General features: G+C 39.6%; 10 protein-coding genes. 6 read left to right on the top strand and 4 right to left on the bottom strand.

The genetic code is table 11. The features are described from left to right. The first annotated feature begins 205 nt into the window (after window positions 1-205). Both AC21OH_RS00785 and AC21OH_RS00780 read left to right on the top strand, forming a co-directional pair. Window positions 206-925 (top strand): histidine phosphatase family protein, encoded by a 720-nt coding sequence (locus AC21OH_RS00785; RefSeq protein WP_486534606.1) that lies wholly within the window; start codon window positions 206-208, stop codon window positions 923-925. A gap of 167 nt (window positions 926-1092) precedes the next feature. Continuing rightward, window positions 1093-1875, top strand: a complete 783-nt coding sequence (locus AC21OH_RS00780) for an SDR family oxidoreductase (protein ID WP_486534815.1) — start codon at window positions 1093-1095, stop codon at window positions 1873-1875. Between the two features lie 323 nt (window positions 1876-2198). On the opposite strand, the gene AC21OH_RS00775 is transcribed toward AC21OH_RS00780, so the two are convergent. Beyond that, the gene (locus AC21OH_RS00775; protein ID WP_487369682.1) at window positions 2199-3365 is read right to left on the bottom strand and encodes a cell division protein ZipA C-terminal FtsZ-binding domain-containing protein; all 1167 of its coding nucleotides are present in this window, start codon (window positions 3363-3365) and stop codon (window positions 2199-2201) included. 277 nt (window positions 3366-3642) lie between these two features. After that, on the bottom strand, window positions 3643-7728 hold the full coding sequence (locus tag AC21OH_RS00770) for an AAA family ATPase (RefSeq protein WP_487369680.1): 4086 nt from the start codon (window positions 7726-7728) through the stop codon (window positions 3643-3645). 369 nt (window positions 7729-8097) lie between these two features. Between AC21OH_RS00770 and AC21OH_RS00765 the strand changes: the two genes are divergently transcribed. Then, window positions 8098-8424: a DUF4298 domain-containing protein gene (locus tag AC21OH_RS00765; protein ID WP_486534612.1), complete on the top strand. Its 327-nt coding sequence runs from the start codon at window positions 8098-8100 to the stop codon at window positions 8422-8424. A 46-nt stretch (window positions 8425-8470) separates the two neighbouring features. On the opposite strand, the gene AC21OH_RS00760 is transcribed toward AC21OH_RS00765, so the two are convergent. After that, on the bottom strand, window positions 8471-9283 hold the full coding sequence (locus tag AC21OH_RS00760; protein ID WP_487369678.1) for a sulfite exporter TauE/SafE family protein: 813 nt from the start codon (window positions 9281-9283) through the stop codon (window positions 8471-8473). Window positions 9284-9710: 427 nt separating this feature from the next. On the opposite strand from AC21OH_RS00760, the gene AC21OH_RS00755 reads away from it, so the two are divergent. Then, window positions 9711-10778 (top strand): biotin--[acetyl-CoA-carboxylase] ligase, encoded by a 1068-nt coding sequence (locus AC21OH_RS00755; RefSeq protein ID WP_487369676.1) that lies wholly within the window; start codon window positions 9711-9713, stop codon window positions 10776-10778. Between the two features lie 18 nt (window positions 10779-10796). Here the strand turns inward: AC21OH_RS00755 and AC21OH_RS00750 are convergent, their stop codons facing one another. Then, the gene (locus AC21OH_RS00750) at window positions 10797-11804 is read right to left on the bottom strand and encodes an NUDIX hydrolase (RefSeq protein ID WP_487369674.1); all 1008 of its coding nucleotides are present in this window, start codon (window positions 11802-11804) and stop codon (window positions 10797-10799) included. Between the two features lie 211 nt (window positions 11805-12015). Here AC21OH_RS00750 and AC21OH_RS00745 point away from each other — a divergent pair, with 211 nt between their 5' ends. Continuing rightward, complete coding sequence (locus AC21OH_RS00745) at window positions 12016-12579, top strand: NUDIX hydrolase (RefSeq protein WP_487369673.1); 564 nt, start codon at window positions 12016-12018, stop codon at window positions 12577-12579. A gap of 250 nt (window positions 12580-12829) precedes the next feature. Continuing rightward, window positions 12830-13297, top strand: coding sequence for a DUF4124 domain-containing protein (locus AC21OH_RS00740; RefSeq protein ID WP_486534622.1), 468 nt, complete (start codon window positions 12830-12832; stop codon window positions 13295-13297). Window positions 13298-13311: the final 14 nt, after the last annotated feature.

The following is a 13311-nucleotide window of genomic DNA, read 5'->3' as shown; positions in this document are numbered from 1 at the left end:
TCTCGACTAGGTAGGATGGATGTCAGATAACAGATAAAAACGTCGCTCTCAACTCTTGACGTAGACTTAGGCTTTAGTCCAGCATCCTTTCAGAATGATTAAAGTTGCTAGTCTTCACGCCTAGCCTACCAATTTCTTTAGTGAGTTGAGAGTCGCATAAAGATAAATAAATACATAGTAAGATAAATAAACATCATAGGATATTATGACTACTCTTTTGTTTGCCAGACACGGTCAAGCGTCATTTGGACAAAGTAATTACGATAAATTATCAAGTCTAGGTATAAAGCAGGCATCTCTACTGGGCGCTCATTACGCAGCATCTACGCGTAAAATAGATGCGGTACTGAGCGGCACACTAGCCCGTCAACGAGACTCTGCTGTTCATTTTTTAGAGGCTTACAATAATGGCTTGAACCTTGAGCATCCGTTGACCCAATCTACGCCCATTGAACATTTAAATGAGTTTAATCATAAAGATGTTTTTGTTAAGTATGATCCAAGTTTTGCCAGCGAAAAGGGCATTATGACAGCCATTGCCAATGCTCCTACACCTAAACTGCGTTTGGGTGAATTATTTAATGAGGCGATGTTACGTTGGCATTCAGGCGAGTATGATGACGATTACATTGAAAGTTGGTCACAGTTTAATCAGCGGGTACAAAATGCACTTAATGAAGTCATCGAATTTACCAAATCAAAAGAGGTTGAAACTGTCTTAATATTTACCTCAGGGGGTGTTATTGCTGCTTTAGCCTCAGGTTTATTACATCAAAGTAGTAAAACGGCGTATCAGATTAATCGAACCCTAATCAACACGGGCGTCACCTCCATCGTGCTTAAAGAGGATAAGCCGCGCCTGCTGTCGCTAAACGAACACAGTCATTTATTTAAAGATGGCGAACGCTACCTCACGTGGCATTAATAAACCGATATTTACGTTCAACTATTTTAATGCAACTTTCATTCAATTTTCATACAATAAGGATATTTGTGAAAAACTCAATTATTAGCACATTGCAAAAACACTTAAAAAGCAGTATAGGTAACAAAGCCCACGAAACTAAGTCGTTGTTGTTATCGAATAACAAAATGAGCGATTTAGTTGATAAAAAAGTAGGCAAAGGTAAAACCGTTCTAATTACCGGCGCAAGCTCAGGTATTGGAGCAGGTATGGCAAGAGGCTTTGCTAAACTTGGATATAACTTAGCCTTATGTTCACGCAGGTTAGAGCGTTTAGATGCGCTAAAATCCGAAATATTAGAACAAAACCCAGAGGTACATATTGAAGTCAAATCACTTGATGTCTGTGATTACGATTCGGTATTTGACGTATTTAAAGCCTTTCAATCTCAATTTAGCACTATTGATCGGGTGGTCGTCAATGCAGGTGTGGGAGAAGGACGTCGTGTCGGTACAGGTCGCTTTCATATCAATCGGCGCACCGCTGAAATAGACTTTATATCTGCCTTGGCTCAATGTGAAGCTGGCATGGAGATTTTTCGTGAGCAAAATCACGGTCATCTTGTGGTCATATCTAGCATGTCAGCCATGCGCGGAATGCCAAAGCATTTGACGGTTTATGCTGCCAGTAAAGCAGCACTCGCACATTTGGCAGAAGGTATTCGTGCAGAGATGCTTATGGATAATCTACCCATTAACGTCACCACCATATATCCAGGTTATATCCGTACAGAAATCAATGAAGGTGCGCCAAAGCTACCTTTCGAGGTTGATGAGAAAACTGGCAGTCAAGCACTGGTTGCTGCAATTGAGTCAGGTGTAGAGGAAGCTTGTGTACCTGCCCTGCCTTGGTTGTTCGTTGGAAAAGCCATGAAAGTCTTACCGCTTAACTTGGTTAACAAATTCAGTTAAATGATTAGGGTGCATGAAACTTAACAATGCTTAAATAAGCTTATTGCTATGTTATTAATACCCCACTCTCAACTTATTACAATCAAATGTAGGCTGGTGCTTTTAGCCCATCAAAATGTATATTTTAACCAAATATGCTGGGCTAAAGCCACAGCCTACGCAAACAGTTGAAAATGAGATTATTAATATAAATAAGTTAATAATAAAGATAGGTTAATGATAGATATAAAAAAAGAGCAGACTCAATGAGTTTGCTCTTTTTTTAAGGAAGATTTATAAAATATCAGACTTATGAGCATTTAAGATGCCCAGTATAACAACAATTAATAATCGTTGTGAGCGGCCTGATAGTCTTGAACTTGTGCACGTAATCGCTGTCTGCGCTCACGCGTTAGAATCTCATTACTTTCATCAAGCACTAACGTATTTAAATCGTTAGATATCAGGTTTACCACACTCATCATGCTATCAAAGCCTTGCATAGCTTTGGGATGAGGTAACGATAAGAACAATACAAGCCCTTTAAAGCGAGTATTGGGTAATACATTTAGATCAAATGGTGTAATCTCACCTGTTTCAGAAACGCCCATCATACTAAACCATAATATACCGGTTCCATCTTTATGCTCATAACGATGGAACATATTCATCGCGCCGTATTTGAGTGCATACTGAGACACCAGCTTTAAAACGGTTTTACCTTGTATCATTTCATGCTGATTTTTTGGCACTAATGTGATGTTAATATTTTCTTGCGCATAATTAAGTGGACTATTTTGATCATGGTCAGCCTCTGCTAGCAAATGACCATCTAGAACCGGACTATTATTTTCAAAATCAGGCTCTTGAGCTGTCTCTATAACGGGCATAAGGCTTTCCGTGGCAGACGCTAGGCTTGAAAATAGATCATCTTCATTATCATGTGGTTCTTGATTCATACTTGATAAAGAAGCTGGCGTTGACTTAGTTTGGCTTATCGGTGTCGCTGTTTGATCTGTAGGTTGTACGTTGTCATTATTTGTATCTGTACCGCTCATATTATCGGTAGGATCACTATAGCCTGTATTAACCCTATCCAAAGATTCAGCATCATTATTAGCGTTATAATCAGTAGTGTCATTTTCGCTAAAACTGGCATCATTATGTCTAACTGCGTTTGGATCCGAGTCTTTAATTTCGTAACCTTGAATATGATCATCAGCAGTTAATTCATGATTAGCAGTATCTGAGGCAGACGGCGTGTCATCAATCTGCGGCTGAAGATACTCTCGATCTGGTGTGATTACGATATCCTCAGCATCCTCTTCTTCTGAGTCATCAACGAAGCTGCGTTCATGACGAGGAATAATAGGAATGCCATCTTTATGATGGATGGCAGCTTGCGGGGCTTTATTATTTTTACGATTCATTATTCCACGAACTATCATGTACAGGCCTACCACCATAATAACAATAGCGATGATAATTAGAATATATTGCACAGTGGTCATGGCTTACGTGTCCCAAAAATTAAATTAATAAAAACGTTATTAGTCTAGCATGCTTAGCCGTGCTCGTCATTATTCGGTTAAGCCATCAATTGTTTATTAAGTGCTTTATTGAGTGCTATATTAATGCGACTTTATTAATAGCAAATCACAAGGAGCAACTAACCCCTTCAAGTTTATCTTTATATATAAGTTAATTATATAATTTATTTAACATTTATTTAACTATTCAACTATTAAACTTTTTAACATAATTACTTATATTAAACGCATAGATTGATTACACAGCAGGTTCAATATATTGCTCTGCATCTTCAAGGCTAACACTCACCAAAGTTGAAATGCCCGCCTGCGGCATTGTAATACCTTTAAGCTCATCTGCTATTTGCATAGATAGTTTGTTATGGCTAATGAAGATAAACTGCACATCGCTTGCAAGTTCAGTAATCAAATTGGTAAATCGAGCAACGTTCGCATCATCTAAAGGCGCATCTACTTCATCAAGTACACAAAATGGGGCAGGATGCTGCTTAAATATAGCAAATATTAAGCTCAATGCCGTTAATGTTTTTTCGCCGCCAGATAATACCGCCAGCCTGCTGTTACGCTTGCCTTTTGGCTGAGCCATTAATTCCAAACCAGCGCGCCACTGCTCCGCTTTAGTGAGTCCATCATCTTTAATCAAACTTAAACTTGCTTGACCGCCATCGAATACTTTAGCAAACAATCCATTTAAAGCGTGGTTAACACAAGAGAGCGTCTCTAAAAACAATACTTTAGTTTTAGAATCAATGGAGTTTATGGCATTTGTCAGTGTGTCCATACTTGCAGTGATATCAGCTATCTGCTGCTCTAGCGGGGAGAGGCGTTCATTAACCGCCTCAAGTTCAATAACTGCGGCAAGATTAACAGGTCCCATTTTTTCAATCTGCTTTGATAATTTAGCAGCTTCTTGTTGAAGCGTTTCGATTTTATCCTCTGGAATGCGCCGATTGTGTGCGATAAAGTCGGTTAATAAAACAGATGGATTAACATCAGTATTTAAGGCTTTTAAGCGCTCGCTAGTATCGCTAATACGTTCATCAAAGATAGCAATCTGAGTGACACTATGTGCTAGTTTCTCTTGTAGCGCTTTGAGGTCATTAGTGAGGGTATCACGCTTGTTTTGCAGCTCATTAGTCGTGGTTTGCAACGTGGATATAATGGCTAAGCGCTCATCTAAAGCAATTTTGATTTCATGATGATCTGCACTAATACGCTTTAGCTGAGCGTCAAGGGCTGGTAACTTAGCAGTTTGCTTTTCGTGATCGTCTTCAAGATTAACACGTGCTTTTTTTAATCGATCAATATCATTTGATACGTGTTTAATTTGCTGTTGACTGTGCTTATGCCCGAGCTGTGCCTGACTTAACTCTAACTGTAGCTGGCGTAGCGTATCATTTTCATCCCGCTCTTTGATGTCATTCTCAGCTTTTTCTTGTTCAAGCGCCCATTGCTTATTTTTTGCAGCGGTTAACGTCGGTTCTATGGAAGCCAATGCTTCTTTGTTAGTAGCGGCTTGATGAGTCAGATCAGCCAACTGTTTATCTAATTGTTGACGTTCAGAATCAAGCTCTTTACGCTGCATATCTAAGCGGTTTTGCTCATTTAGATGTCGCTCTTGTTTTGCAATCAATTCAACTCGGCGTTGTTGGTTATTGTGGCGCTGCTGGGTTAAGTCTGAAAGCTTAGCAGTAAGCTCTTCGACACTTACCGAAGCTTGTTCAATCAAAGTACTGTCTTGTTTGATCTTTTTTTGTAGCGTTTCAATTTTGTGCTCTATATCATTCAAGTCCTCTTCCAGCTCACCCAGACGCTGTGATTGTTGAATTTTGACACTCAAGAACTGCTGATTTGAAGTGTCAGAAGTCAGTTTGTTTAAATGGATGGCGCCGACAGCAGTTATCAACCACCCTGATGTCGTAATGACCATCGCCTGTTCAGATAAGACAGACAGCGCATTCTTAATATCTTGATTTTCGTATAGGTCATGATTTTGCTGATTTGCATTGGGCACGGCATATAGATAAATACGCGCCCACACCGCTAGTTTCGGTGCTGTAATTAGCTCAGACAAGGGTATAAAGTGATCAAAACGCGTGCGCTTCTCAGATTTAATAATGCTCTGATCTTTAGAATAAAACACACTTTTTATCTCATCTTCAGTGTGTTTATTGGCCTGATCACTCTCATCACTCAGTTTGGCTGCTATGTTTTGTTCCTTAATTTGACCTTCTATAAGATTCCGACTACTTAGCAGTCTAGCAACCAACGCGTTAATTATATTGGTATTGGCGTTGGCACTGGCACTGGCGTTGGCGTTGGCGTTGACGTTGACGTTAGTATTAGCATTAACGTTGGTATTGGTATTAATATTCGTAATAATATTGCCATTGCTATTTTCATCAAGACTTTCACTATCCACTATGCGAGCGTCCATCCACAGGGCAAGCCATTTGTCTAAAATGCCCGCGTAAGACTCACCTTTTGTTGTGAGCTTAATCTGCTCGTGTAAAGGCGTCAAATTTTTTAATAATTTATCAATACCTGGACGTTGAGCGTTTAGTTCCAATGAGTTGTCTAATAGTGCATTCGCATCGTCTTTATATTGAGGATTCAACTCATCGAATGAACTTAGCTTTTGCGCTTGACCATCTTGTTTTGCTTGATTATCTTGTTGTGTTTTATCGGCTTGCTCGCCGACTTCAATGGGTGTCTTTTTAGGCTTCGGATAAACGATAGCATGTAGTGTTTCATATTCAGCTATCAGACTGGCATGCTTTTTTTCGAGGTTCACAAGTTCTTGTTGTTTATTAGATAAATCAGCCTGACGGGTTTTGAGCTCGGGCTTTTCTATCTCTAAACTGTCTTCGATAGACTCTTGTTGTCTGGCAAGTTGACCTAAGTCTGTATCCAGTTTTTTTATTTGAGTACGAATAGTGCTCGTGTCGACAATATCCGTATTGGCTATATGCTCACGTGTCTGACGAGATATCTGCTTAGATGGTTGTTGAGGTGAACAAGAGACATCCCATTTCGATGCCTCTTGTTCCCATTGGGTGTCTAATCGATGCCACTTTTGCAGATCAACCTGTAGTCGATCATACGACTGGTTATCGAGGGCAGCTTTTTGATTCAAAGCCTGCTTTTGAGCTTCTATCTTGGCTACCTCATCTCGATTGGCTTCCCATGCAGCTTGTAATGGACCATTTTGTGCCAAGCGTTTTTTTCGTTGCTGCTTTAGGGTGTCAAGTTGTGGCGTTAATTGCTCAATATTTGCCAGTTGGATTGATTCTTCGTGTTGTGCCTCTTCAAGATCCTGAGCCATTTGCTTTTGTTTATCAGCATTAACGTGTAGCCGATGTACCAATTGATCAATTGTGGTTTGTAAGCTGGTTAATTTATGCTCAACTTGTTGGCGCTGCATCTCTTGTTCATGCAAGGTGTCACGTGCTTGATCTTTTAACCATTGTTCTTCATGTAGACGCTCACTTGTTTGGTCTAATTTTGTCTTAAGCGTATCTTCTTTGTGCTGCAACTCTTTAATAGATTTTTCAAGTTTTAGTTGTTCATTCTTATGTTCTAGCTGACCTGCTTTCGCTTGATACAATTGATAGATAACTAACTGCTCTTTAACGGCATTTAAATCTTCTTTAACTTTTTGGAACTGAGTCGCGCTATGGGCTTGCTTAGCTAGCTTATTTTTTTGTCGAGTTAATTCGGACTCAATATCTTTTAAGCGTTCTAGATTCTCTTGAGCTTTTGCCAGCTTTTTTTGCGTCTCTTCACGGCGGGCTTGATAACGCGACACGCCAGCAGCTTCTTCAATAAACTCGCGCAGCTGCATTGGACTCGAATCTACAATACGTCCAATCATACCTTGCTGGATAACAGAATAGCTGCGTGGACCCAGTCCTGTTCCTAAAAATACATCAACCACGTCTCGCCGGCGACACCGTGTACCATTGATATAATAATCTGATTTACCTTCTGCATTTATCTGACGACGTACGGACAGCTCGTGATAAATATTCAACTCATGGCGGATACCAGTCTGCTCATCTTGAGTATGCTTAAAGGTAAGTTCCACACTTGCCAAACTTTTCGCCGCTTTTGTGTCAGTGCCTGCAAAGATGACATCACTCATGGCGCCCCCTCTTAGCTGCTTGGCAGAAGACTCACCTAGCACCCAGCGAATAGCATCTATGACATTCGATTTACCACACCCATTGGGTCCAACAATGGCGGTAATACCTTGTTGAAAAGTGAACGTTGTGGGGTTAGCAAAGGACTTAAATCCTGATAGTTTTAAAGACTTTAGACGCATGAAACTCGCATGTTAATTAATAATAGATAGATAGGGTAAACAAACATAATTAATTATAATAATAAAAACAATATACCCGTTTTAGATCAAGGTTTTTAGCCAAGTTATGAGACTGGTTGTAAGACTTAACCGAGTATATAAGTCGTCGTATTTTACCCTAATTCGTATAGGATTTCAGACATTCACTTAGTAAATATAATATCTCTAAAATAAGTTTGGACAATACTACGGCGATAGGTTTGCATACAAAAATTAATGGTTGAAATCTTTATATGTTGATACTTTATTCTAATATTTAGGCTTGATAGTGTGGTTTGAAAAACGCTATTGTATTGTATTACATCTATCCACTTATGCAGAGTAAGTAATATGGCAAATCATCATAGAGACCATAATGCGGATCAACCCCCGCAGCAACTACAACAAAAATTTGAACGTTGGCGAGAGCTTTACAATGACCAATTAGACGCTCAGCTGCGTTGGCAGGAAGCGGAAGCCTTATATGCTGAGTTAGTAGCGTATTACCAAAGCCCGCAGTGGATGACAGATCGAGAAGAGGATAAAGCGCTTGAATACTCAGGTACTGCCCACTCTATTTTAAGTGAAGATGGGCTTTGGAATATGATAAGCGATCGTAATACGCTGGCAATGCAGTGGATGAGGCTAGGTTTAGATGCGATAGAAAAAAGGGAGTAAAGGGAAGAAAAACAGAAATAGAAAGTTAAAAAATAATTTGAACCTGTTAAACCACACCCATACCTGATAATCCAGACCATAATAATTGACTGCCAGCAAACACTAAGAGCACCCCAAATGCTTTTTTAAGCGTTGACGCTGGCAACTGATGGGCAAGATTTGCGCCAAGTTTGGCAGTAATAAAACTGGCTATAGAGATGCACATAAAACCAATCACATGAACAAAGCCAAATGTGCCCTCTGGTAGATTAGTCACATCTTGTCCAAACCAAGCAAAACCTGCCGCGCCTGCTAATGCAATCGGTAGCCCACACGCTGCCGAGGTGCCTACGGCTTGACGCATAGGTAACCCTGCCCATGTCAAAAAAGGTACTGTTAAACTGCCGCCCCCAATCCCAAATATGGCTGAAGCCATCCCTATTCCTGAACCTGCCCCTACTTGCACTGGCGCCGAAGGTAGAGGTTTGCCCAATTGCTCTTTATTTGATAAAAATAACATTTTAATTGCGACTAAAAGCGCCGCTACACCAATCAAAGCTTGAAGCATGAGCCCATTTATTTGATCGGCAACTGCCGCTCCGATTAAGCTACCGACTACTAAGCCAATTGCCATAAATTTCCATATCTCCCAGCGTACGCCGCCTCGTTTATGGTGTGCGGTCAAGGAGCTTATAGACGTAACGATAATGGTGGCAAGTGAAGTACCTACTGCCAAATGCGCTACAATTTCCGGAGAAAAATGATAAGCGGTGAATATCCAAACAAGGGCAGGCACAATAATCATCCCTCCTCCAACGCCAAATAGTCCAGCACACAGTCCCGCAAAAGCACCTGCCACAAAGAACCACACTATCATCATGCTTATTCTCTCGTTTATAGGGTCTGTTGAACATTCAAATATTAGGACTGCTGATAGCTAAAATTGTTCCAAACTAGGCATAAACCGACGATAATGCCCGAAGCGTATTGGACCTTAGCTAGGTTTATAACAACGGTTGGGGCAATTTTAGCATCAGCCCTACGGGGCGGGTCTATTTTTTGTCAATATATTGAGAAATTTTCTAACTTAGAATAACTAAGTGTCTAAAATTTCCCTGCATATTGCCTTAAAAATAACCGCCGCCAGTTCCATATTTAAATGTTCAACAGACCCTAATCTTATTTTGATTTAAAAATTTAAATATCTTTAAATATCGTAGTTATTTATAAGCATGAAATGCGATAATTAAAAGCTTGGCTACGTATCCAGTATCCAGTCCCACAGTATATCTTGTATAGGTCAATATATGAATGCTTCAGCAGCACCTACCTTCTCTACTTTATCACATCATCATCTTGGGTCTTGTTCTTCTACCAACAGTGAGCTTATGCAGTGGGTTAAGAGTGGGCGTATCAATCTAGATACACCTTTTATGTTGACGGCAGCGATGCAGACTTCTGGTCGGGGTCAATACGATCGTTCGTGGTATTCGCCAAAAGGAAATCTTTATTTATCTGTATATCATCCGCTTAAGAGCTCCATATCGGGGCTATTATCTTTAGTAGTGGGTTATCAGCTGACGTGCTTACCTATTATACAGCGTATTAACCAGATATTAAGACAAGCGGACAAGCCTACCATTGGGTTAAAGTGGGCCAATGACATAGGATTCTATAGCTTTGATAACATCCAAGCTGCCGATACCCTACATCATACACAACCTGACCTATTGACGTTAAACAAGTTGACGTTTAACAAGCTTGCAGGCATCTTAATTGAACCTGTTTCAATTTCTGATAAGATTGTTGGCGTTATCATAGGAGTGGGCATGAATATCAATGCCTCACCTTCATTAGATACCTCTTTGGAGAAGCGTTTGGCTTATAAAGCAGTAAACTTGAATCAGTTGCATAATGCCAATTCAACCCATCCTGATAATACCCTCTCACTATGTGCAGATGACTTATATGCGTCGGTTGGCTCAGCCCTACTTAAAGCGGTAGAGCGGTATAATAGCCTTACGGCGTCATCATATGCCCTTGATAATTTTACAGAGGATTATAATAGCGCCAGTGTTCTTACGGGTAAACAAGTTGAGATACAACCTCGTTCAATATCAACCCCTTTAGCCCCTACATCTGGACCTCATGATAACCATGTAGCGTCTGAATCGCCTAGCTCGTCTCAATTGAATAATACTGATACTCACCTATTAAGCGGTAAAGTGCTCGGTATACATACCGATGGCAGTTTAAAAATAGAAACTCAGAGTATTGAGCGTACATCCAAGCCATATAAGCGGATTCAAAAAATATATACAGGCTCTATTCGATTAAAAACTGATAACAAAGTCAATCAAATAAACAATCATTAAGCCCTTTAATAAACCTTATTACTCAGAAGTTAGAGGTAAATAATACCAATCAAGTTTACGATCAAAACATATCTCGAACAAACTTGCGATAATTCGACCTGTTAATCCCCAAACGATCTCATTATCGACTGTCCAACTGGGGGTTCTGATTTTAATCAAATTGTCATTCATTGTGTAGGATAAGATATATTCAGTCGTTGGTTCCTGTATTAAGGTTTCTAAATCTGCCCAAAATATACGTTCTATCTCGCCCAGTTCTGGCACATAAGTTACTCCAGAGTCGACAAGGGCAACAATAGGACGCACACTCATGCCCGATTTTGAAATTTGCGCGGGTAACTGTCCGACAATTTTAGCTTTGCTAGAAGGTAGGGCGCACTCCTCACTGGCTTCGCGTAGTGCTGTAACGACGTTGTTACCGTCTTCTTCATCGTGCTTACCCCCAACGAATGACACCTCACCTGCATGGCTACTTAAATGCGCTGCACGCCTTGTAAGCAATAGCTTGGGTTTGGGTTCGTTCGTGATTAAAACCAATACTGATGCGTCTGCATTGGGAGTGTCTAATAAAGCATCTAACAAAATTTGTGCTTCTATAATCTCACCATGTTCATCATTGTCTCTAGCTATTATATTTAAGCTATTAGCGCTTACTAACTTATTTTTGTTTTCTAAATTATTTTTGTCTTCTAAGCTATTCTTGTCTTTTAAGTTATTTTTGTCTTCTAAGTTATTAGCGGACTTTAATTTGTTTGTAGGCTCAGTGTCTTCATGCTCAGTGCTTTTATATTCTAAAGATGTTACATCACTATCTTTTTTATATGCTGTTGCATCGGCTTTAACATTAGCTTTAGTGTCCGCTCTATTAAGTTCTTGCCGCATATTAAACTGTACTTTCATCACCAATTGTTTTAATAGTGGTTGTTGAAGATATGGCGGCAATATAATAGCCAACTCATCAAAACGAGGAGATATAGAGGTATGCTTATTTGCGTGATTTGCAGAGGTAGAGCGATGTTGTGTCATAAATAAATAGTCATGATAAGTAAGCGGATAGAGCTTTAGCCTAACGTATTCTATCTAAGTATGCTATCTTGATGACCTACTGGTTTAATTTGGGTACACGAATTTATGATGTACTATTTGTATCGGTATAGAACACTCAGCGGTAGAATACTGATACCCTATTTTCCATTAAAAGTGTTTAAAGATTAGAATAAAAAGGAAGATCCATACCATGGCATACTGTTTACAATGCGGGCATAAAGCAGAATACAAAATTCCTGAGGGCGACAATAATACCCGTTTGGTTTGTCCAAATTGCGATTATATTCATTATGTGAATCCTAAAGTAATATGTGGGGCTTTAGTCATACATGAGGGCAAGGTACTTTTGTGTCGCCGTTCTATTGAACCAAGATATGGCTTTTGGACACTACCTGCAGGCTTTATGGAAATTGGTGAGACCATCGCAGAAGGCGCTGCTCGTGAAACGATAGAAGAGGCAGATGCAGTCGCTATTAATCCTCATCTTTACTGTATTTACGATATCCCGTCTATTGGTCAAATTTACGTTTTATATTTAACTGACTTAAAAGATGGAAAATTTGGCGTCGGTACAGAAAGCTTGGAATGTGCACTTTTTGAAGAAGCTCAAATACCTTGGGATGATATCGCCTTTGAAGCAGTTAAGCGTACCTTAGCTCATTATTTTAATGACCGTCAAGCTATCGATGATCACCATCAGTTTCCAATACATCAAGAAGAGATACCCAAAGATAAGGGTATAAAAAGATATTAGGGTAAATATATAAGGATTAAACAAGATTATTGACATTATGACTATCGATTAGTGATCAGCAACCAATTATAAAATAGCAATCAATGACAAAAATCGTTCAACTAACATACAGCGTTCAACTTTTGGATATAGCAAAAAAATAGCACAGATTAATAGCATAGCAATTTTATTATTCGAAGACTATAATATTAATGACCATATATTTAAATAAGAATGACTTAATAATAACTCTGTTTATTTTAGGCACAATATGAATTTTAGATTACTTTTTAAGACCGCGTCGCTCGCTATTGCTTGCTTTACTTTGGCAGTACCCAGTCATGCCACAACGGTATATAAAACGGTGGGTGACTTTGGTGAAGTAAAATACTCACAGTTTCCTCCAAGTAGTGATGACGTAGAGGTCGAAATCATCACTCTGCGTAACGACGGTCGTCAATTAGACCCAGGTCAGCTAGCAGAATCAGCCCAGACTTCAAATAATACGCAATCTCAATCTGCCAATCCTGCCACCGAAACGGAGCGCCAGCGCTATTTAACAGAGATCGAAAATGCCAAACGTTGTCAGTCTTTACGTGATAATTTGGCTAACTTAAACGCTGGTGGGCGTATTTATGAGCCTGATGGTCAGGGTGGACGCAAATATTTGGACAATCGTGAAATAGAATTAAAGCGTGAAAACATCCAAAGAATATTAGTACAGTATTGCGGTGGTTAGCAGTATAGGACTTT

It is taken from the genome of Psychrobacter sp. CX10 (assembly GCF_057621575.2).
This window is presented reverse-complemented; position numbering and strand designations above follow the sequence as displayed.